Source organism: Sphingobium sp. B8D3A (assembly GCF_025961995.1).
Lineage (GTDB): Bacteria > Pseudomonadota > Alphaproteobacteria > Sphingomonadales > Sphingomonadaceae > Sphingobium.
In genome coordinates, this window is the sequence record NZ_JAOQOS010000001.1 from 2,807,825 (window position 1) to 2,827,081 (window position 19,257).

The 19,257-nt window shown below is 64.5% G+C and carries 20 protein-coding genes and 1 tRNA gene; 8 read left to right on the plus strand and 13 right to left on the minus strand.

Annotated elements, in window-relative coordinates; genetic code table 11:
• Positions 1-31 precede the first annotated feature (31 nt).
• The gene (locus M2342_RS13035) at positions 32-343 is read left to right on the plus strand and encodes a hypothetical protein (protein ID WP_264579405.1); all 312 of its coding nucleotides are present in this window, start codon (positions 32-34) and stop codon (positions 341-343) included.
• An 83-nt stretch (positions 344-426) separates the two neighbouring features.
• Here M2342_RS13035 and M2342_RS13040 read toward each other — a convergent pair whose 3' ends face one another.
• The 9 genes from M2342_RS13040 to coxB all read right to left on the minus strand — a co-directional run bounded on the left by M2342_RS13040 (position 427) and on the right by coxB (position 11,370).
• Positions 427-2,565: a PQQ-dependent dehydrogenase, methanol/ethanol family gene (locus M2342_RS13040; protein ID WP_264579406.1), complete on the minus strand. Its 2,139-nt coding sequence runs from the start codon at positions 2,563-2,565 to the stop codon at positions 427-429.
• 5 nt (positions 2,566-2,570) lie between these two features.
• Positions 2,571-3,377: a nuclear transport factor 2 family protein gene (locus M2342_RS13045; protein ID WP_264579407.1), complete on the minus strand. Its 807-nt coding sequence runs from the start codon at positions 3,375-3,377 to the stop codon at positions 2,571-2,573.
• On the minus strand, positions 3,374-4,171 hold the full coding sequence (locus tag M2342_RS13050; protein WP_264579408.1) for a nuclear transport factor 2 family protein: 798 nt from the start codon (positions 4,169-4,171) through the stop codon (positions 3,374-3,376). The genes M2342_RS13045 and M2342_RS13050 overlap by 4 nt, the downstream gene beginning before the upstream one ends.
• Positions 4,168-4,890, minus strand: a complete 723-nt coding sequence (locus M2342_RS13055) for a nuclear transport factor 2 family protein (protein ID WP_264579409.1) — start codon at positions 4,888-4,890, stop codon at positions 4,168-4,170. The genes M2342_RS13050 and M2342_RS13055 overlap by 4 nt, the downstream gene beginning before the upstream one ends.
• Positions 4,887-6,689 (minus strand): SMP-30/gluconolactonase/LRE family protein, encoded by a 1,803-nt coding sequence (locus tag M2342_RS13060; RefSeq protein WP_264579410.1) that lies wholly within the window; start codon positions 6,687-6,689, stop codon positions 4,887-4,889. Before M2342_RS13060 ends, M2342_RS13055 begins: the two co-directional genes overlap by 4 nt.
• Complete coding sequence (locus M2342_RS13065; protein ID WP_264579411.1) at positions 6,686-7,723, minus strand: hypothetical protein; 1,038 nt, start codon at positions 7,721-7,723, stop codon at positions 6,686-6,688. The genes M2342_RS13060 and M2342_RS13065 overlap by 4 nt, the downstream gene beginning before the upstream one ends.
• A gap of 226 nt (positions 7,724-7,949) precedes the next feature.
• Positions 7,950-8,267 carry a hypothetical protein gene (locus M2342_RS13070; protein ID WP_264579412.1) on the minus strand — a complete coding sequence of 106 codons (318 nt, stop codon included), beginning with the start codon at positions 8,265-8,267 and terminating at the stop codon, positions 7,950-7,952.
• Positions 8,264-10,717: a cytochrome c oxidase subunit I gene (gene ctaD / locus M2342_RS13075; protein WP_264579413.1), complete on the minus strand. Its 2,454-nt coding sequence runs from the start codon at positions 10,715-10,717 to the stop codon at positions 8,264-8,266. The genes M2342_RS13070 and ctaD overlap by 4 nt, the downstream gene beginning before the upstream one ends.
• Positions 10,714-11,370 (minus strand): cytochrome c oxidase subunit II, encoded by a 657-nt coding sequence (gene coxB, locus M2342_RS13080; protein WP_264579414.1) that lies wholly within the window; start codon positions 11,368-11,370, stop codon positions 10,714-10,716. The genes ctaD and coxB overlap by 4 nt, the downstream gene beginning before the upstream one ends.
• Before the next feature lie 36 nt (positions 11,371-11,406).
• On the opposite strand from coxB, the gene M2342_RS13085 reads away from it, so the two are divergent.
• Positions 11,407-11,919, plus strand: coding sequence for a DUF2231 domain-containing protein (locus M2342_RS13085; protein WP_220128507.1), 513 nt, complete (start codon positions 11,407-11,409; stop codon positions 11,917-11,919).
• Here the strand turns inward: M2342_RS13085 and M2342_RS13090 are convergent.
• Together M2342_RS13090 and M2342_RS13095 are read right to left on the minus strand one after the other, a co-directional pair.
• A complete protein-coding gene (locus M2342_RS13090) occupies positions 11,889-12,386 on the minus strand; it encodes a CopD family protein (protein ID WP_264579415.1) in 498 nt (165 codons plus the stop codon). The genes M2342_RS13085 and M2342_RS13090 overlap by 31 nt on opposite strands.
• Positions 12,383-13,018: a cytochrome c oxidase assembly protein gene (locus M2342_RS13095; protein ID WP_264579416.1), complete on the minus strand. Its 636-nt coding sequence runs from the start codon at positions 13,016-13,018 to the stop codon at positions 12,383-12,385. Before M2342_RS13095 ends, M2342_RS13090 begins: the two co-directional genes overlap by 4 nt.
• A gap of 278 nt (positions 13,019-13,296) precedes the next feature.
• Here M2342_RS13095 and M2342_RS13100 point away from each other — a divergent pair, with 278 nt between their 5' ends.
• From M2342_RS13100 to M2342_RS13110, 3 genes are all read left to right on the plus strand, one after another.
• Entirely contained in the window at positions 13,297-13,635 is a 339-nt protein-coding gene (locus tag M2342_RS13100; protein ID WP_264574731.1) for a hypothetical protein, read from the plus strand.
• 191 nt (positions 13,636-13,826) lie between these two features.
• Positions 13,827-13,900, plus strand: a tRNA-Gly gene (locus tag M2342_RS13105).
• Between the two features lie 180 nt (positions 13,901-14,080).
• Complete coding sequence (locus M2342_RS13110; protein WP_264579417.1) at positions 14,081-14,899, plus strand: hypothetical protein; 819 nt, start codon at positions 14,081-14,083, stop codon at positions 14,897-14,899.
• 45 nt (positions 14,900-14,944) lie between these two features.
• On the opposite strand, the gene M2342_RS13115 is transcribed toward M2342_RS13110, so the two are convergent.
• Both M2342_RS13115 and M2342_RS13120 read right to left on the minus strand, forming a co-directional pair.
• Positions 14,945-15,700, minus strand: coding sequence for a competence/damage-inducible protein A (locus tag M2342_RS13115; protein ID WP_181559035.1), 756 nt, complete (start codon positions 15,698-15,700; stop codon positions 14,945-14,947).
• 65 nt (positions 15,701-15,765) lie between these two features.
• Positions 15,766-16,278: a GFA family protein gene (locus M2342_RS13120; RefSeq protein WP_264579418.1), complete on the minus strand. Its 513-nt coding sequence runs from the start codon at positions 16,276-16,278 to the stop codon at positions 15,766-15,768.
• A 62-nt stretch (positions 16,279-16,340) separates the two neighbouring features.
• Between M2342_RS13120 and map the strand changes: the two genes are divergently transcribed.
• The 3 genes from map (at position 16,341) to glnA (ending at position 19,238) form a co-directional block, all read left to right on the plus strand.
• Positions 16,341-17,165, plus strand: a complete 825-nt coding sequence (gene map, locus M2342_RS13125; RefSeq protein WP_264579419.1) for a type I methionyl aminopeptidase — start codon at positions 16,341-16,343, stop codon at positions 17,163-17,165.
• 259 nt (positions 17,166-17,424) lie between these two features.
• Complete coding sequence (locus M2342_RS13130; protein ID WP_181559032.1) at positions 17,425-17,763, plus strand: P-II family nitrogen regulator; 339 nt, start codon at positions 17,425-17,427, stop codon at positions 17,761-17,763.
• Positions 17,764-17,825: 62 nt separating this feature from the next.
• Positions 17,826-19,238 carry a type I glutamate--ammonia ligase gene (glnA, locus tag M2342_RS13135; protein WP_181559031.1) on the plus strand — a complete coding sequence of 471 codons (1,413 nt, stop codon included), beginning with the start codon at positions 17,826-17,828 and terminating at the stop codon, positions 19,236-19,238.
• Positions 19,239-19,257 lie beyond the last annotated feature (19 nt).

The window sequence follows — 19,257 nt, forward strand, 5'->3', positions numbered from 1 at the left end:
GGCAACCCCGCGCCGCGCGAGGACCAAGGCCGTGAACCCGCGTCAGTTGCCCGTAGTGGTGGAGCATGACAAAAGCACGACGCAGGTCATTGCCGACAAGGCGGTCAAGACCGGCCGCGCCCTTGGCAAGACCAGCGTGCGCCTGGCGCAACCGATCGTCAAATCGATCAAGCATGAGGATAACCGCACGCTCGCCAAGATGGTGGTCGCAGCGGTGACGCCGCGCCTCATCAACTACGGTCTGCGCTTTGCGGTCCGCAATCCGGTGCTGACTGTCGCCGGCATATTGGTGGCTGCGACCATCATCGGCTCGCAGGGTGATGGGGCCGAAGAGGAGAGCTGAGCTCTTCTCCGACAGCGGCACAAACGCAAACGCCGGGGCAAAACCCCGGCGTTGCTGTTTATGGCTGAGGGCGTTCCGGGCGCTTAGTGCGGCCCCTTCCCGTCCGACACGCCGCCCCAATCCTCATTGGCCCGCGCGATCAGATAGCCATGGATCGCCTCGGCATCCTCGGCCGAGATGAGGTCCGCAAAGCTCGCCATCCCCTTGTCGGCATAAATGCCCTTGAGCACGATGTCGTTGAACTTGGCGTGCGTCTCGCGGGTCATCATCCGCAGATCCTTGACGCCGCCGATGGCCTGCTGGCCGTGGCACACCGCACAGGTCTCGGCGAAGAGCTGCGCCCCGCGTGCGACCTGCGCCTCGCTGGCGCGGAGCGGTGGCGGCTCCGGCGCTTTCGCGGCAGGCTGGAGGGCTGGCAATTGCGCCGTGCCGCCCAGCTTGAACACGATCAGCCGGGCCGGCGCACGTGGCATCTCGATGCCCTGCCCGCGCTCGACCATGGCGGCGCCCCCGCCCCAACCGGCATTGACGGCGACATATTGCACGCCATCGAGCGTGTAAGTGATCGGCCCGGCGACCGGCGCGCTCTGCACCGGCATTTCCCAGAGCAGCTTGCCGTTGCGGGCATCGAAGGCCGCGAAGGTCTGGCGTGTCGTGCCCTCGAAAACAAGGTCGCTGCCCGTGACCATCACGCCGCCATTGCCGTGGCGCGGCAACGGGATTTTCCAGGCCGCTTTCTGCTTCACCGGATCCCAGGCCAGGAGATAGGCCTTGTCCATGGCCACGGCCTCTTTCATCAGCTCGCCACGCTTCTTCGCCGCCTCGCCGGTGTATCCACCCCAGCCCGCATTGGAACGGAACGGCTTGGGCTGGAAATCGGGATCGAGCGCCAGCGCCATGCCGGATTCGTAGAGGGGGAAGTAAGCCAGCTTGGTTCGCGGGCTATAGGCCATGGGGAACCAGTTATGCGCGCCGCCCGGCCCCGGCTTCACCAGAAACGGATCCTGGCCATAATGCGCATCCGGGTTCATCTTCGGGCGGCCGGTCTTGGGATCGATGCCGAGCGTCCAGTTCGCAGGCGCAATCTGACCGGCCGAGATAAACGCGCCCGTCGCGCGGTCCAGCACGTAGAAATAGCCGTTCTTCGGCGCCTGCATCAGCACCTTGCGGTCCCGTCCGCCGATCTTCAGGTCCGCAGTGACGATGGATTGCGTGCAGGTGTAGTCCCAGTCCTCCTCGGGCACCATCTGGTAGTGCCAGGCATATTTGCCGGTCTCGACATTCACCGCGACGATGGAGCAGATGAAGAGGTTATCGCCCTTGCCATTGCTGCGATAATGCCAGGAGAGCGGCGACCCGTTACCCGTGCCGATATAGACAAGCTTGAGCGCGGGATCGTAGCCGATGCTGTCCCACGCATTGGCCCCGCCGCCCAGCTTCCAATAGTCGCCGGACCACGTCTTGCGGATCATCTCCATGACATTGTCGGACGCGGCGCCATCCGGCCCCTTGGCGGGATCGCCCGGGGTCAGGTAGAATTTCCAGGCTTCCTTGCCGGTATCGGCATCATAGGCCGCGACGAAGCCGCGAATGCCCATGTCGCCGCCGCTATTGCCGACGACCACCTTGCCGTCGAACACGCGCGGTGCGCCGGTGATGGTATAGGGCATGTCCTTCGGCGTGCTCTGCACCGACCAGACCGGCTTGCCGTCCGCCGCATTGAGCGCAATCACCCGCCCGTCCAGCGTCGCGATGATGACCTTGCCCTTCCACAGCGCCAGGCCCCGCGCTACCGGCTCGCAGCACGCATAGCGCCCGAACTCGCGCTGCACCTGCGGATCATAGGTCCACAGGCGCTTGCCGGTGCGGGCATCATAGGCAATCGTGATGTTCCACGGGAGCGTGTTGTAGAGCACGCCATCGGCATAGAGCGGCGTCGCCTCGACACCCCGGAAGGTATCGAGATCGTCATACCAGGCGATGCCGAGCTGGCTTACATTCTGCGCATTGATCTGGTCGAGCGGACTGTAGCGCTGGGCGCTGTAGGTGCGCCCGTCATGCAGCCAGTCCGTGCCGTCGGTCGCCTGCGCCGCCATCCGCGCGCTGTCGACCTCGGCCCGGCCGCTGGCCTGCAACTGCGCCATGAACGCAACCATCAGCGCGCCCAGAATCAGCAGGGCTATGCCCACCGCTCCGGCGGGCCGTCTCCACATCGCCATCATCGTGTTCAGTCCTTCGGCGGCTGGCCAATCGGCTGCGATCCATCAACCCAGCGACCGACCTTGAACGAGTCCATCTGCGCCTTCGTGCCCGGCGGGCGGTGATAGGCGCCGACTTCATCCCGATCCGGCGTGAACACCTTGCCGGAGACCGGATTGGGATAATGGAACGGCACGATGTAATAAGCGGGATAGGTCAGGTAGACGACCGAGGGCGGCAGATCCGGCGGCGGATCGAACTTGTCCGGCCAGGTGTTGTTCATCGCCCATTTGCCCCAGCCTTCCCAGCTGGTGTACATGGTGAAGGGCCCGGTCAGGCGGCTGATCTTCCAGACGCCATTCTCCTTACGATATTCATTCTCGTAGAGCGGCAGGCCCCAGCCGCCATTGCTCATCACGAAGGCCCGCGCCCGCACCCAGCCGGTCTTGCCGTCGGCGGAAATGTCCGGGATCGGCTGGAACTGCATGTGGTTGGCGAGCACACCCTTCTTGGTGCCGTCCGGCCCGAAGGCCTTTTGCATATATTCGAGCACCCGCGCCTTGCCGAGGAAGATGCCCTTGCCGCCAATCTCCAGCGTGGCATCCTCGGTGAACAGCTCGGACAGCGGATGCCACTGGCTCTTGTCGACGAAATAGCCGTAGCTGCGCTGCAGCTTCTCGATGGCGTTGAGGTCTTCCAGTCGTGTGATGCGCTCATCCAGGGCGGCGAGGCGCTCTGCGGCCGTCTTGGGGGCGGCTTGCGCCGAGGCCTGCGTCACAGGAAGCAGGGCGGATGCGGCGATCAGGGCCGCGACGATGCGGGTCCGGTTCATCATGGTTGCCTCATTCCCTTTGCTGCGCTGCTCTCTTCGCGCTTGCCGCTCTCCATGCCGCGATCCGGGCGGCCAACGATGTCATCGCCCTCCATCGGCAGCGCCTTGAGCGACTGGCCGGTGACCGGATGATCGTAGCTGAAGGCCGGGAGATAAGCGTTCGGGAAGGAGCGGTAGACCTCCGTCGGCGGCTTGTCCGGCGGGAACAACGCGCTCGGCCCGTCCATCTGGATCGCATATTTGGCAAAGCCCAGATCATAATCGGTCATGGCGGTGACATAGAAGTGCAGCGTGTCGAACTTCCACACCCCGCCTTCCTTCACATATTTATTCTCGTAGATACCAACGCCCCAACGGCCGTTCTCGCCGGGCCGGGCGAGCATCACCATGCCCTGCCAGCGCCCCGTCGCCGTGCGGCCATCCGGCGCCACCACAACAATGGGCTGCAGCATCATGTGATTATTGAGGCTGCCCGCGCTCAGGCCCTGCGGCCCAAAGAGCAGCATCGCCTGCCGGATGCGCGCCGGACCGATATAGACCCCTCGCTGCCCATATTCGAACTGCCCGCGCGCGGTGAACAGGTCCGCCGCCTGGTTCCACAGGCCCTTGTCGAAATAATAGCCAAAGGTCGCGGTGAGGTTCTCGATGGCGAGCTGGTCCTCCAGCGCTTGCACCCGCTTCTGATAGGCGGCGACCTTGCCCCGCAGCGCCGCGTCACTCTGGGCGGCAGCGGGCGCAGGTGCCGTGATGACAAGGCCGCCAATCAGCGCGGCCATGATGCTGGTGCGGGCGCTCATTTCACGGTCTCCGACACGGGCTGGCCAGTCACGGGATTGGGCGCGTGGAACGGCGGAAGCGTGCGATCCGGGAAGGCCCGCGTACTCGTCGACGGGCGATCCGGCGGCATGGCCTTGCTGGCCGCGCTGCGTGTCAGCCCCTCACCGGGCTTGAGGCGTGCCCAGCCCTTTTCATAAGGCGCCACGAAATTGATGTAGAGGTGCAACCGCGCGATTTTCCACACGCCGTCCTCCTTCACATAATCATTCTCGTAAATGCCGTCGCGCCACTCGGCGTGCTGCTTGTGCTGGCCGAGCATTCCGAGGTCACGCCAGCGCGCCTTGGCGCTGCGGCCATTGGGCGCGACATCCACGACCGGCTGGAGCGTCACCCACTCATTGAGCTGGCCGTAGATCAGCCCATCCTGACCGCCATGCAGGGCCTTCAGATAATCGCGGATGCGGTCCTTGCCGATATAGACACCATCGGCGCCGATCTCGATACTGCCCTTGTCCGCGAACAGGTCGGCCGCGTCCTGCCACAGGCCCCGGTCGAGATAATAGCCAAAGGCGCGCTGCAGCTTCATCACCGCGCGGGCGCCCTCCAGTTTCTCGACGCGCGTGGTGAGCGTGTCGATCTCGCGATCAATGCCCGTCTGCATCTGCGCCTGCACCGGCCCGGCCGCGATCAGCAGCCCGCACAGTGCCAGCCCCAGTCCCAGCGATGCCGCACGCCTCATCGCAGCTCTCCCATCGGCACGGCCCGCAAGGCGAAGGCGCCTGGGTCCTGCCCCTTGAGGGCGGGATCGAAGAGGAAGCGGCCCTTGCTCTCCACCGCATAGGCAAAGCCATCGAAGTGGGTGACGCCGGGCACGCCATCCATGCCGTCCTTGAGCAGTTTCACGGTCACATCATCTCCTTCGATGGTGAGCAGGCTGATCCGCCCTGCCGGCCCTTCGGCCTGCAGGAAGCGATTGCCCCCGACGGGCCGCAGGCCATCCGGGCCGTTGAGCGGCTGCGAGACATTGAGCTTGGTCAGGCCGGCAAAGCTGCCATCCGCCCGCCGGTTGACCCGCAGCATCGTGTTCTGCCGGACATTGTTGACGTAGAGCGTGCCATCCTCTCCGAACGCGATGCCATCGACTCCGCCGAGCAGGGCCTTATCCTCGACCAGCAGCGACACCGCCTCTGCACCCGGCGCAAGCGTGAAGATGCGCCCATTGGTGGTCTCGGCGATATAAGCCGTGCCATCCTTGGCGAGCGCGATGTCATTACACGCGCTGGCCGGCGCAGGCATCTCGTAGCGCTTCTTGAGATCGCCCGATGCGAGGTCGAAGGCGACGAGCGCGGACACCGCCCCTGCCTGCCCCATCGGCACCGAGCAGGCCCAAAGTGTGTTGGTCCGCTCGTCGACGAGCACGCCCAGCACCGCCGCCAGCTTGTTCTTCTCGTCCGGACGGATCCAGGCGACGGCCTGCGTACTGCCGGGCACCGCACGGTAGATATTGCCCTTGAAGCTGCTGATGTAGAAATTGCCCTTGGAATCGACGTCGGCATTCTCGGGGAACACGCCCTTGTCCGCGACGATGACGTCCTTCGGCAGCGCCTTGGCGAACGGCGCGGGCATGAGATAGGGCACTTCGTTGGAGATCGTCTCGATCCGCGCGATGCGGCCATTGGCGATCTTGAAGATGCTCACGAAACCCACGGTGCGCGCATAATGCGCCTCGGCCGGGTAGCTCTGCCCGTCCCGCCCGGTGAACTGCATCTGCGCCCCGGAGAGGTCGCGATAGCCAATCACAGCGACCAGCCCGCGTGCCTCGTCGACCGCCACGACCTCATGGCGCAGAGCCTCGACCTCACCGAACAGGCCGCGCGTCAAAGGCGCCGCACAGCCGGCATCCTTTGCACTTTTGGCGGCCAGCAAACCGGTCACCGGCACGCCATTCTCGATGGTCGTGCAGCCCTTGTCGAAGCTGACCGCCGGTCCTTCCCCATTCGCGGCGACCGAGGAGAAATAAGCATCGACCAAAGCCTTCATCTGACCGCGCGGCAGACGTGCCTTCGGGCTGAGGCTGCTCGTCAGGCTCTTGGCCGGCGCGTAGGTAACCGGATCACCGAAGGGCTGGCGCCCCTGCTTGCGCCGGATGACGGATTGCACGGCGGCAATCCTGCCGCCCTCCGTCGCCATGTCCATGGCGTAGAAGCCGGGCTGGCCATGATCCTCGACAGAACCGAACCAGACCACGCGGCCCGTCTGGCTGTCCGTCACCACCAGCGGCGCATCATCGACCGCCTTGATGGTGACCCAGGAGCTTTCGCCGATGCGGACCGGCACGCTGTTCTCGGCGTAGAGCACCGGATCGGCCCATGCCACGCCGACCGGATCGGCCTTGGCCATCGCGCTCATAAAGCTGCCCGCGAGCTGGCTGAGGCAGGCGGAGTCGCAAGGCGCAGAAGATTGTGCCGTGGTCTGCGCCATGGCCGGCGCGGTGACGAGCGCGCAGAGCGCGGCTGCGGTGAGAAACGCGCGCCTCATTCGCCCTGCTCCCCATGCTCGCGGCCGGTCGCCCAGGGATTGTGCATGAAATAGGGCACATAGGTGAACACGGCCTCGATCTCCTGAATCGCGCCGTCTCTCACGCGGAAGGCTTCCAAGAGCGTGATCGAGTTCGGCCATTTGAGCGCGGTCTTCATCTCGCGCCCGTCGGTCAGCTTGTAGCGGTCCACCTCATTGTCATGATCGAAGAAGCCGGAGGCGATGACGACGCCGCGCTCCTCGTCGACCAGCGGGAAGCGCCGCTCGCGGATGCGCTTGTTAATGTAGTAGATGCCGAGCTTGAACTGTTCGAGGCAGCCCGAGGCCAGCGAAGCCGCATTGCCATTCGCGCCCGGCTCGGCGGAAACGCCCTTGCCCGGCGCGGTGGTGCTGATGCCGTTCTCCAGCCGCCCGCAATCCTCCGTGAACGGCGCAAACACCGTGCCGTCATTACGCTCGACGGTGTTGAAGTAGCTCTGCGCCACCGCAATCAGCCGCGCCCGCGAGACGCGCTGATCGGGCGGCAGAACCTCGTTGAAGGCAGGGTGATGCGCGACCTTGTCCGGATCGCCAAAGGGCGCCGGCAGACCCGTGCGGCGATGTACGACCGTCTCGATCTGGTCGATCTTGTCGTCCTGCACGCGCATCCGCATCGCATAATATGCGGGCTCGCCATGCTCCCATACGACGCCGAACCAGGCGACCTGCCCGGTGAGCGGATCGGCGGCTTCGAGGCCCGTTGGCGCGACCTTGCTGATCGAGCGCCACAGACCCTTGCCGATCGGGATGACGACATTGTTCTCGGTAAACTGCACGTCCGCCGCGAGCTTGAGGGACGCGGGGTCCTTCTTCGCCAGCGCCGCCATGTAATCGCGCGCATAGCCGATCAGACAGTCGCGGTTGCACGTGGGAATATTGACAGCGCTGCGCTCGCCAAAGGCCTGCGCTATGGCTGGTGTCGCCGTCGTTGCCAGAAGCGCGGCGCCTGCCGCGACCATCAGCCGCGTGTGCCAGCGGTGAACCCTGTTGCTCACAAATTTCCCCTCCTGTCGCCTTCCGCCCAGCGATGCCTGCACTGATCGCTTGTTACGGAGCAGGCCCACCATAGGAGGCGTTTCGCGCGCTTGTCACGCGCTGAAGGTCGGAAAAGTCACGGATTTCCAGATCAGCCCGGCGAATGTCCGGCTCGATCAAGGTCGCCCTGAGGGGCCAGCGTCGAGAGCGCGTCCGGCGGCGGCCTTCTCCCGTGAGGGCGAGCCCTCACGTGCAGATGGTCGCGGTGAGGACCGGAATGCCGGTATACAAAATGCTGACCAGACCGGTGACGGCGCTGGCAAAGGCCAGCCAGGTGAGCAGGTCCATGCGACCGGAGCGGGGCCGAAAGACCCAGCATAGCCATGCCGCCGCGCCGACCGAAACCAGGTAGATGACCACCAGCACCACCCGCGCGGCGCTCACGCTGGCGAGGCCGGCATCGTCCCAGCCCCAGGCGCAGGCGAGGCCCTGCACGGCATATAGCAGCGCGAATGCCGCCGCCCAGGCGATCAGCCCTGCCATCGCTCTGAACAGCGCAGTCATGCCAGCAGTCCGGGAAGATGGGTGCACATGAGCGTGATGGCGCAGACGGCAATGGCATAATCCGCCCAGAGCCGCGCGATCCTGGGCTCGGCACCATGGGTAGCGGCCACAAATCCTGCCCGACGCCGTTGCCAGACGAACAGGCCGATCAACAGAGCGAGTGCCGCATGCAACATGGCGTAGCCGAGCAGCACGGCCACCACCGCCCCATAAGCATGCAGCGTGGGCGCGGGGGCCAGCAGCCAGGCCGTCACGATCAACGCAGCCAGCAACGTCGCCAGCCCACTCCCGGCAATGGCAACATGGCGCAAGCGGCGGCCGAACAGCGTGGTCACTCCCGCCCCCGCGAGCCCTGCCAGCAAAATCGGGAGGGAAGGCAGGACGAGCGCCGGCGGGGGCCAGTTCGGGGCGATGATCCAGAGAAAGGCATGGCCGAACAGGAGCGCGCCGAAGAAGGTGCCATTGGCGAACAGCAGGAACACGCTGCCCCACCAGCCGGGCGATCCGCCTATCTCGGCATGGGGCGGCGCCTCGACCCCATGTCCGATGGGCAGCGCGCCGCGAACCTGCTTATCGCCAAGGAGCCACGCCCAGCGCCAGCCAAGCGCCGCCAGCAGGATGAGCGGCACCGGCGCCAAGATGTAGAGCTTGAACAGCATCAGCAGGAAGAAGCTGCCGGTGACCATCGCCGTCCACAAAGGCAGCGTCGTGTTGCCCGGCAGGACGACGATGTGCTCCACCCGCCCGCTTGCCGTGTCCACGGCCAGCGTCTCGCGCCAACCATGGCGCGGCTCGGCGAGATAGCCCTCCCCGCGCGCCAGCGAAAGCGCAAGGTCGGGCGCCTTTTCGAGCGGCTCGCGGTCATCGACATGGGGCAGGCTCGCGATGTTGTAGGATGGCGGCGGCAGCATCATCGCCCATTCCAGCGTCCCCGCATTCCACGGGTTGCGGCGGGTGCGCGGCGCGTGGAAGATCTGCAGCGCGATATCGATGACGAACAGCGCCACGCCGGTCGCCATCACGAAGCCGCCGACCGACGAGAGCAGATTATAGCCCGTCCAGCCGAGCCCCTCGGGATAGCTGTCGATGCGGCGGGGCTGGCCGAGCAGGCCCACCAGATGCATCAGGAAAAAGGTCAGGTGAAAGCCGGTGAAGATCAGCCAGAAGGCCGCCTTGCCGAGCGTGTAGCTATACTGCCGCCCCGTAAAATGCCCGAGCCAGTAATAGGCCGCCGCCAGCATCGGGAAGACGAAGCCGCCGAACAGCACATAATGGAGATGCGCGGTGACGAAGGCGCTGTCATGCGCCTGCCAGTTGAACGGCACCATGGCGACCATCACGCCGGTCAGCCCGCCCATCACGAAGGTGACAAAGAAGCCGATCAGGTACAGCATCGGCAGCTTCATTTGCGGTCGGCCGGCCCATAGCGTGCCCAGCCAGGCAAAGATCTGCACCCCGGTCGGCACCGCCACCAGGGTCGAGGCGGCGGAGAAGAAAGCCAGCGCCATATGGGGAATGCCGACGGTGAACATGTGATGCACCCACAGCCCGAAACTCAGAAAGCCGAGCGCGAGGATCGCCGCCACGATCCAGCCATATCCAAGGATACGGGTCCGCGCCATGACCGGCAGGATGGTCGAGATCGCGCCGGCGGCCGGCAGGAAGATGATGTAGACCTCCGGGTGGCCGAACAGCCAGAAGAGGTGCTGCCACAGCAGGGAGTCCCCGCCCCGCGCCGCATCGAAGAATGGCCAGCCGAACGCACGTTCCAGTTCGAGCAGGATCGAGCCGAGGATGAGCGGCGGGAAGCCGATCAGCATCATCAGCGCCGTCACCAGCATGTACCAGGCGAATAGCGGCATCCGATCCAGCGACATGCCGGGCGCCCGCAATTTGAGGATCGAGACGACGATATCGACCGCCGTCACCATCGCGGAAATCTCAACAAAGGTGATGCCAAGCAGCCAGAAGTCGGAATTGATGCCCGGCGAATAGGGTTTGGACGAGAGCGGCGTGTACATGAACCAGCCGGCATCGGGCGCGACGCCCAACAGCATCGCCACGATCAGCATCGTGCCGCCGAACAGATAGCACCACCAGCCATAGGCGGTGATGCGCGGGAAGGCGAGATCGCGCGCACCCAGCATCTTGGGGAGCATGTACATCGCGAACCCTTCGAACATGGGAATCGCGAACAGGAACATCATGATGCTGCCATGCATCGTGAACAGCTGGTTGTAGATATCCGGCCCGACGAAGGTGCTGCCCGGCGTCGCCAACTGGGCGCGGATCAGCATCGCCAGCAGGCCGCCGATCAGGAAGAAAATGAAGGCGGTCACCATCAACCGCACGCCGATCACGCTGTGATTGACCGTCGAGATGGTGCCCCGCCAGCCGCGCGGCGTTCCCCAGATGCGCTCTAGGGCACGATGAAGCTGGAGCGCCTTCACTGCCCCTCCCCCGCAACAAAGCGCGCCCAGCCCGCTGGATCATGCGCGACGACGCGGAAAGCGTGACCCGTGTGCCCGGGGCCGCAAAACTCGGCGCACAGGCCATGATAGACGCCCGGCACGCTGGCCTCGATGCGCAGGACATTGCGGTGGCCGGGAATGGCATCCATCTTGCCCGCGAGACGCGGCACCCAGAAAGCGTGAATGACGTCGAGCGTCCGCAGTTCGACATCAACCGGCTGGCCGGCGGGAATGTTGAGCACATCCTGCGTGACGACACCGCCGGTGCGACCGGGCTGCGTGAAGGTCCACTGCCATCGGCTCGCTTCGGCAACGATGCGCAGGATCTGCGCATCGTTGCGCGGCAGCAGCCGCTCGCCAATGACCAGACCATAAGCCAGCAGCGCGACGAGAACGACGGACGGGAAGATGAGCCCGCCGCCGATGATCCACCGCTTGAACGAGGTCGGGCGCTCCAGTGAGCCGCGTCGAAAGGCGAGCGCGAGCAGCGCGCAGACCAGCACAAGGATCGCCACCGCCCCGGCCAGCATGACCCACCATAACGATGCGATGGCATCCGCTGCAGGCCCTGCGGGCTCCAGCGTCGAGTAACGGCCGGCACAGCCGCTGGAGAAAAACGCCGCGCCGGGCATTATGACCCGAGAGCGCAGACAGCGTAAAGGACGGCCATGCCCAGCACCGAACAGCGCGAGGATGCGCTGACCGACCCGATCAGCGCGAACCCCTCGTTCGATGACGCGGAATCGAAAATCGCGGTGTCCGGTCACCCCGTTCACGCCATGCTGGTCTCGTTCCCGATCGGCCTTGCGGCCTGCGCGCTCGGCGCCGATCTCTTCTACTGGTGGACCGGAGACGGCTTCTGGGCGCGCGCGGCGCTGTGGAGCACCGGCATGGCCTTTCTGATGGGCCTGCTCGCCGGCCTTTCCGGAACGGTCGAGCTGCTTAGCGTGCCGGGTATTCGCGCTCGTGCGGCAAGCTGGACGCACTTCATCGTCGCGATCACCTTGCTGTCCGTCCTCGGCGCCAATTGGGGCTATCGGCTGTCCGGCTATGAATCCGCCGTGCTCCCTTATGGCCTGCTGCTCTCCGTGCTGTCGGCCATTTTCGTGGCCTTTGCCGGGTGGCATGGCGGCAAGCTGGTGTTTGACTATCAAATCGGCACCTCGTCGACCGGCAATTGACGGCCGCGCGGCGTCGTCAGCCAGTCCGGCATGGTCAGGTCGAGAGAAGGCTTGCTCAGCACGATCGCAAAGATCGCCGCGCACAGAAGGAGGGCGAGCAGCACGAGCGGCAGGATCGGCGAGGGCTGGCGCTGATTGCCATGCTCGCCCATCCGCACGACGAGATTGCCGATCCAGGCGTGCAGCCCGACCAGCAGCCCCACAAACAGCAGCTTGGCGAACATCCAGGGCACGAACACTTCGCGCAGGAACAGCAGCGCCGTGCCGGCCGAAACCGCGACCACCGCAGCCGGCGTCAGCAAATGGGTATACCCATAATGGGAGAACCGGCGGATGCGCTGATACGCCTGCTGGCCCTGCCCGCGCTCATGCTGCGCCAACAGCAGCGGCAAGGCGATCAGGCCGGCAGCCCACAACAGGATCGCGGCGATGTGCAATCCTTTGATGAGCGGGATCCATGCTGTCACGCGGGCTTCCACCGCCAGCCATCGCTCCAGGCGCGCCGCGCGATCAATCCGGCGATCACGGCATAAGGCAGCATCGCCGGCACCCACATGATCAACCCGGCAAGCTGCTGATCGTGCAAGGGATCGATCCCATAAGCGAGGGGCGCGATGCGGTGATGTGGATAGAGCACGCGCGGCGCGAAGGTGATCAGCGCACCCAGCAGCCCCATCTGCCCGACCCCGGCGGCAAGCGTGACCATCGCCGCCGGCCATGCCGCGCGCGCCGAGAGTATCGCGTGCCAGAACCAGATGGCGGTGCCGAGCAGGGAAATCTGCATCAGCCAGTACAGGGCATGATCATTGAGCGCCGCCGTGTAGAAAGCGGGAATGTGCCAAAGCCAGAGCGCGCCCGTGGATGCGGCGAAGGGCAGCGCCGCGCTGCCGGAGCGCCCGCGCGGCAGAAGAAGCGCAAAGACCGGCGCCGCGCAGGCAACCAGCAGAATGTGGTGCACGGTTCTCGCGGAGAACAATGCGCTTGCGAGCGCACAGAGCGGCGACACGAAGGCGATCAGCATGATGCCGCAACCGGCGGCGACGAGTCCGGGCCGCTGTCGCCCGACGGTCGCGAGCAGCAGGATCGTCCCGCCCAGCATGGCGGCCAACAACCAGGGATCGAAGTTCCAGCTAAGGAGCAGCAGGCTCGGGTCCGGTGGTGCGCCACAATAAGGGATATTCGTGACGATTATACTTCCCCGAAAAGGTCCCAGGAGGAGTTGAGCAGCATCCCCGCCGCCACATGCCAGACCAATTGAACCAACGCCGCCAATCCGTGAGGGTTCCCGCCCGCTGGAGCTGGCAGCACACTTGCGAGAAAAGGTTCCCAGGCTAACACTGGCGGCGTCACCGGGTACATCTGCATCTCGGAGGGTTTATGGACATTTCTGAAGCCGGCGGTCGCACCATTGCGGCCGACATCGAAACCGCCTTCAACAGTACGGACCTGGCCCTGCTCGATCTGGCGCGGCTGACGACAAGTATCCTCGAAACCAAACGTACCACGGTGATTGAGCCGGCGCGCTTTCAAAAGCTGTTGGATGATATGTCTGCCGCTCTATCAAATCTCGTCGAGGGACGTCGCAAGATGGTCGCGGTGCACAGAGCGCTCGTCTTGATCAAACGGGAAAGCAACTTGGCTGAGGTCGACTTCGGATGTTTCGGTATTGCTAACAGAGCAGCCGGCAAGCAGCCGGTCGATTCTCAGCGAAGTTGATACCGTTCAAGCCCGACCTTTCGCGACTGCAACTTGGCTGCTCATGCGTTTCACGAGCCGCAGTGTCAGGCGCCGACCCGCGTCGTTCGCAAATTGACGCTGTGATGAGCCTATGCCATAGGCGTCGCCGCCGCCGCGGTTGCCAAAACGATGCAACAGGGACGGCCTGATCAGCGCGAAACGCCTGATTAGCGGGTGTAGCTCAATGGTAGAGCAGCAGCTTCCCAAGCTGACGACGGGGGTTCGATTCCCCTCACCCGCTCCAGCCTTCAGACATTCCTGCCAGCATTAAGCCACCGAACCGGTTGGATTTTCCCGCTCGCCCGATGCATTTGGGGGTAGCCGCTCCACTGCGCTTGATCCACGCTGCGGAGGTCGGCAGATGCAGCGTGTGATGGCCGCTTCCTGACTGATGCGGCCCATTCGTCGGCTCGGGAGACAAAGAATGCGATCAGCGCTGGCAGCCCTCGTCATGATGATCGGCGCGATGTTTCTCTCGAGCGCAGCGACTGCCCAGCCGGCGCAGGCCTCCTCCGGGGGCGAGCCGTCTTCCGCTGCCTGCGTGAAAGACTCGAACGTCGACAGTTGCTGGCAGGCGGGCGTCACGGCGGAACGGCGGGGCGATGCACGCGCCGCCCTCGCCGCCTATGAAGCATCCTGCGACGCGGGTTTTCAAGTGGGCGGCTGCTATGAGGCCGGGAAGATCTATTTTCTGAACAGCACGCTGCGGGACTATGGCGCCGCGAAGGAGAAAATGGCGCGCGTCTGCGATTCATCCGACATCGGGATCGGCCCCTATGCCTGCAAATATCTGGGGATCATCTACCGCAGGGGCCTCGCCGGCCAACCACAGTTGGACAGGGCGTTCAACATCCTGTCCCGCGCCTGCTTCCTCCACAATGACAGCCCGTTCATCGACGGAAATGGCTGCGAAATCCTTGCGGACGACATTCCCGACGCTGATGCGATGGGCGTCTCCGACGATTTGTGGGCGCCCGACTATATCGCTTATCTGGCCTTCGCGATGGGCTGCACCGACGACATGCCAGCACTCTGCACCCGCGCGCTGACGATCCATGACCGCGCCGTTGCCACATCGGCCGGCTGGCTCGCGCGCTGCGCCGAGGATGCCGGGGCAGTGCAGTTCTCGGGGCGTTGCGGGGATCTCGCGCGCGCCGCTACCATCGACAATTTCGACCAGCGTCAGGCCCTTCGCCAGCGTCTCGTGCGGATGTTCGTTCGCGCGACGGAATATGCGGGATAGAGCACGCCCCCGCATCACCGCCAGGCGCGGGCCGCCCTCTGTGTGTCAGATACCGCCGTCGACCGGCTGAAAACCCGCCGCGACCAGCGCCGCGTTGAGATCGTGCACGCAGGCGTCGAGCCGCGCCTGATCGGTGGCGCGGACTACGAAATTGGCCCCGACCTTGCCTTCGCGGAAGAAGGGATAGCTGCCGATCTGGCACCCCTCGTGCCGCCGCTCGATCTGGGCGAGCTGATCGGCAATTTCGCTTTCGGCGACATTGCAGCCGATCGTCCGCGAGAGCAGCGGCGCGCCGCCCTCCAGCTTGCCGGTCAGTTCCGCGAGCATGCCTGCTGTGATGTGCGGCACACCGGCCATGATGAAGATGTTGCCGACCTGGATACCCGGGGCGCCGGAATAATGATTCGGGATCAGCGCGGCGCCCTCCGGCACGCGCGCCATGCGCAGCCGCGCCTCGTTGATGCCACCGCGCGAGGCGTAATAGGCTTCCAGAATTGCACGCGCTTCGGGATGGACGACCACGGGCACGCCCAAGGCAGCCGCAATGGAATCGACGGTGATATCGTCATGCGTGGGGCCGATGCCGCCGGTGGTGAAGAGATAATCGTTGCGGGCGCGCAGAATATTCACTGCCTCGCCGATCGCCGCCGCATCATCGCCCACCACGCGCACTTCCCGCAGGCGGATGCCCTGCACGTTCAGCCAGGTGCCGATCTGCGCCACATTGCGGTCCTGCGTGCGACCAGAAAGAATCTCGTCGCCGATCACGAGAAGGGCGGCAGTCCAGATGCGTTCGCTCATCGCCCGGCTTTAGACCCGGCGCCGCATCGCGCCAAGCGAGACCGGAAAATTTCTGCCCGGCGCCGTCATCCGCCGCCAGCCGCGCGCTGGGCGATGAGCGCCTCAAGGCGCGAGAAACGGTCGGGCGGGAGGAGTTCCACCGGGTTGTAGGTAGCCTCAAAGCACGGGATATCCTCGGGCAGCGCCGTCCATGGCATTTTGCTGGCGATGAAGATCACTGCGTCCAGCTTCACCCGCGCAGGGTCGTCCAGCGTGCCGACCCGCACCCCCGCGCCGAGCCTGCCCAGCCGGGGATAATAGCTCCAGAGCGCCGTGCCGCATGCAGTGCAACGGCAGATTATGTGGTCGCCGCCACTGCCTGCCTTCACGACATGCTCGCTGAGCGTTCCGCTCAAGAGGTCCACGCTTTCGGCCTCCACGAACATGTTGACGACCGATGTCGATCCCGTCTGCACCTGGCAGCGCCGGCAGTGGCAGTTGTTCACGAAGATCGGCGCGCGCGAAACGCGATAGCGCGCCGCGCCGCACGCGCAGCCTCCGCTGAGGTCCCCTCCGGCTATTTCGGCAGCGTCCTGCATTGCGTCCCCCTTCCCCTGGCAAGCCTATCGCCTTTCCGCACGCCTCCCCCTATATGGAGCGGATGACGACCTATCTCACGCCGACCGCCGAAACCCAGAACGTCCGCACCTCCGCCATCAAGCTGCATGGCCCGGAGGGCTTTGCCGGAATGCGCAAGGCGGGGCGGCTGGCCGCCCAGATTCTCGATGCGATCGTACCACTGGTCGTGCCGGGCGCGAAGACCTCCGACATCGATGATTTCATCCGCCAGATGATGCTGGATGCCGGCGCCGTGCCCGCGACACTGGGCTATCACGGCTATGCCTATAGCTGCTGCATCAGCCTCAACAATGTGATCTGCCACGGGATGCCGGGCGACAAGCCGCTCAAGGACGGCGACATCGTCAACATCGACGTCACCCCGCTGGTCGAGGGCTGGCATGGCGATACCAGCCGCATGTACCTGGTCGGCGATGTACCGGTGAAGGCGCGGCGCCTGGTCGACGTGACCTATGACTGCCTGATGCTGGGCATCGAGCAGGCCAAGCCTGGCAATCATCTCGGCGACATCGGTCATGCAATCCAGAGCTATGCCGAGCGGCATCGCTATGGCGTGGTGCGGGATTTCTGCGGCCACGGCCTCGGCCGGGTGTTCCATGACGCGCCCGAGGTCATCCATGTCGGGCGGCCCGGCACCGGCCCCGAATTGCGGCCGGGCATGATCTTCACCATCGAGCCGATGATCAATGCCGGCAAGCCGACGGTGAAAATGCTCGAGGATGGCTGGACGGCGGTCACGCGCGACCGCTCGCTCTCGGCGCAGTTCGAGCATTCGATCGGCATTACCGAGGATGGCTGCGAGATTTTCACGCTCAGCCCCAAGGGTTTGCACCGCCCGCCTTATTGAAGCTGGTCGCTATCCGGTGCTCGTGTTTCAATAGGCGCAGATCGGTGCCTATTATTTGGGCAACCGCTGCCCAAAATGCCCGAAATCCGGGCAATATCGACAAGTCGTCGCAAAGTGTCCAATGCTTCGCTGGTGATTCGCGAACGGGCGCTGTAGCGTCCGATTTCCTGCGCAGTCGCGCATGTCGCCCGGGTCGAAATCGTCCGGGCAGCATGTCGCGGTCCGCAATCAAACCGCGAAACAAAGGGGTGCGTTTGACATGAAGAAGGTGGAAGCAATCATCAAGCCGTTCAAGCTGGATGATGTGAAGGAAGCGCTGCACGAAGTCGGCGTATCCGGAATCACCGTCACGGAGGCGAAGGGCTTCGGGCGACAGAAGGGTCACACCGAGCTTTATCGCGGCGCCGAATATGTCGTGGACTTCCTGCCGAAGGTGAAGCTCGAAGTGGTGGTGGCGGACGAAATCGTCGATCGCGTGGTCGATGCCATCTCCAGCGCCGCACAGACGGGCCGCATCGGCGACGGCAAGATCTTCGTCATCCCCGTCGAAAAGGCCGTGCGCATCCGTACCGGCGAGCTCGACGAAGCTGCCATCTGACCGTTTCCGTTCGCTGACCGAAGACCCGCAACAACTCAGACCAAAGAGAAGGTAACATCCTCATGGCCAATACGCCCAAAGACATCCTCAAGATGATCGAGGAAAAGGAGATCGAATGGGTCGATCTGCGCTTTACCGATCCCAAGGGCAAGTGGCAGCACCTGACCATGTGCGCCGGTGTGCTGGGCGAGGACGAGCTTGAGGAAGGCCTCATGTTCGACGGCAGCTCCATCGAGGGCTGGAAGGCCATCAACGAGTCCGACATGATCCTGAAGCCCGATCTGGACGCGGTCTATGTCGATCCGTTCAGCGCGACGCCCATGATGATCCTGTTCTGCAACATCGTCGAGCCCTCGAGCGGCGAACTCTACGGTCGCGATCCGCGCTCGACCGCCGTGCGCGCCGAGGCATATGTAAAGGCCGCCGGTTTCGGCGACACTGTGTATGTCGGCCCGGAAGCCGAGTTCTTCATGTTCGACGACGTCCGCTTCAACACGGACTACAACGAGTCCTTCTACAAGATCGACGACATCGAGCTGCCCACCAACACCGGCCGCGAATATGAGGCCGGCAACCTCGGCCACCGTCCGCGCGCCAAGGGCGGCTACTTCCCCGTCGCGCCGGTCGATCCCTGCACGGACATCCGCGCCGAGATGGTCACGACCATGCTCGAAATGGGCCTCCCTTGCGACAAGCACCACCATGAGGTGGCCGCCGCGCAGCACGAGCTGGGCCTCACCTTCGGCACGCTCGTCACCACCGCTGACCGCATGCAGATCTACAAGTATGTCGTGATGATGGTCGCCCAAGCCTATGGCAAGAGCGCCACGTTCATGCCCAAGCCGATCGCGCAGGACAACGGCTCCGGCATGCACACCCACATCTCGATCTGGGACAAGGGCAATCCGCTGTTCGCCGGTAACGGCTATGCCGGCCTGTCCGACATGTGCCTGTACTTCATCGGCGGCGTCATCAAGCACGCCAAGGCCCTCAACGCCTTCACCAACCCGACGACCAACAGCTACAAGCGCTTGGTCCCCGGTTTCGAGGCGCCCGTGCTGCTGGCCTATTCGGCTCGCAACCGCTCGGCCTCCTGCCGTATTCCTTACGGTTCGGGCGCCAAGGCGAAGCGCGTCGAGTTCCGCTTCCCGGACGCGATGGCCAACCCCTATCTGTGCTACGCCGCGCTGCTGATGGCCGGTCTCGACGGCATCGAGAACAAGATCCACCCCGGCGAGGCGATGGACAAGAACCTCTACGATCTGCCGCCCGAGGAGCTGAGCCAGGTTCCGACGGTTTGCGCCTCGCTGCGTGAAGCGCTGAACAGCCTGGAAGCCGACCATGACTTCCTGCTCAAGGGCGACGTGTTCTCCAAGGACCAGATCGACGCCTATATCGAGCTGAAGTGGCCGGAAGTGTACCGCTGGGAAATGGCGCCCAGCCCGGTCGAGTTCGACATGTACTACAGCTCCTGATCCCCAGGATTAAGCGAAA

What these genes read in the sequence shown, in the direction of transcription:
- M2342_RS13085 (WP_220128507.1), top strand. Translation starts at nt 11,407, where the DNA reads ATGCCCAGCACCGAACAGCGCGAGGATGCGCTGACCGACCCGATCAGC.
- M2342_RS13055 (WP_264579409.1), bottom strand. Translation starts at nt 4,890, where the DNA reads ATGAGGCGTGCGGCATCGCTGGGACTGGGGCTGGCACTGTGCGGGCTG.
- M2342_RS13045 (WP_264579407.1), bottom strand. Translation starts at nt 3,377, where the DNA reads ATGATGAACCGGACCCGCATCGTCGCGGCCCTGATCGCCGCATCCGCC.
- M2342_RS13100 (WP_264574731.1), top strand. Translation starts at nt 13,297, where the DNA reads ATGGACATTTCTGAAGCCGGCGGTCGCACCATTGCGGCCGACATCGAA.
- M2342_RS13095 (WP_264579416.1), bottom strand. Translation starts at nt 13,018, where the DNA reads ATGCTGGGCGGGACGATCCTGCTGCTCGCGACCGTCGGGCGACAGCGG.
- M2342_RS13120 (WP_264579418.1), bottom strand. Translation starts at nt 16,278, where the DNA reads ATGCAGGACGCTGCCGAAATAGCCGGAGGGGACCTCAGCGGAGGCTGC.
- glnA (WP_181559031.1), top strand. Translation starts at nt 17,826, where the DNA reads ATGGCCAATACGCCCAAAGACATCCTCAAGATGATCGAGGAAAAGGAG.
- M2342_RS13050 (WP_264579408.1), bottom strand. Translation starts at nt 4,171, where the DNA reads ATGAGCGCCCGCACCAGCATCATGGCCGCGCTGATTGGCGGCCTTGTC.
- M2342_RS13040 (WP_264579406.1), bottom strand. Translation starts at nt 2,565, where the DNA reads ATGATGGCGATGTGGAGACGGCCCGCCGGAGCGGTGGGCATAGCCCTG.
- M2342_RS13060 (WP_264579410.1), bottom strand. Translation starts at nt 6,689, where the DNA reads ATGAGGCGCGCGTTTCTCACCGCAGCCGCGCTCTGCGCGCTCGTCACC.
- M2342_RS13115 (WP_181559035.1), bottom strand. Translation starts at nt 15,700, where the DNA reads ATGAGCGAACGCATCTGGACTGCCGCCCTTCTCGTGATCGGCGACGAG.
- M2342_RS13130 (WP_181559032.1), top strand. Translation starts at nt 17,425, where the DNA reads ATGAAGAAGGTGGAAGCAATCATCAAGCCGTTCAAGCTGGATGATGTG.
- M2342_RS13070 (WP_264579412.1), bottom strand. Translation starts at nt 8,267, where the DNA reads ATGACTGCGCTGTTCAGAGCGATGGCAGGGCTGATCGCCTGGGCGGCG.
- M2342_RS13110 (WP_264579417.1), top strand. Translation starts at nt 14,081, where the DNA reads ATGCGATCAGCGCTGGCAGCCCTCGTCATGATGATCGGCGCGATGTTT.
- map (WP_264579419.1), top strand. Translation starts at nt 16,341, where the DNA reads ATGACGACCTATCTCACGCCGACCGCCGAAACCCAGAACGTCCGCACC.
- coxB (WP_264579414.1), bottom strand. Translation starts at nt 11,370, where the DNA reads ATGCCCGGCGCGGCGTTTTTCTCCAGCGGCTGTGCCGGCCGTTACTCG.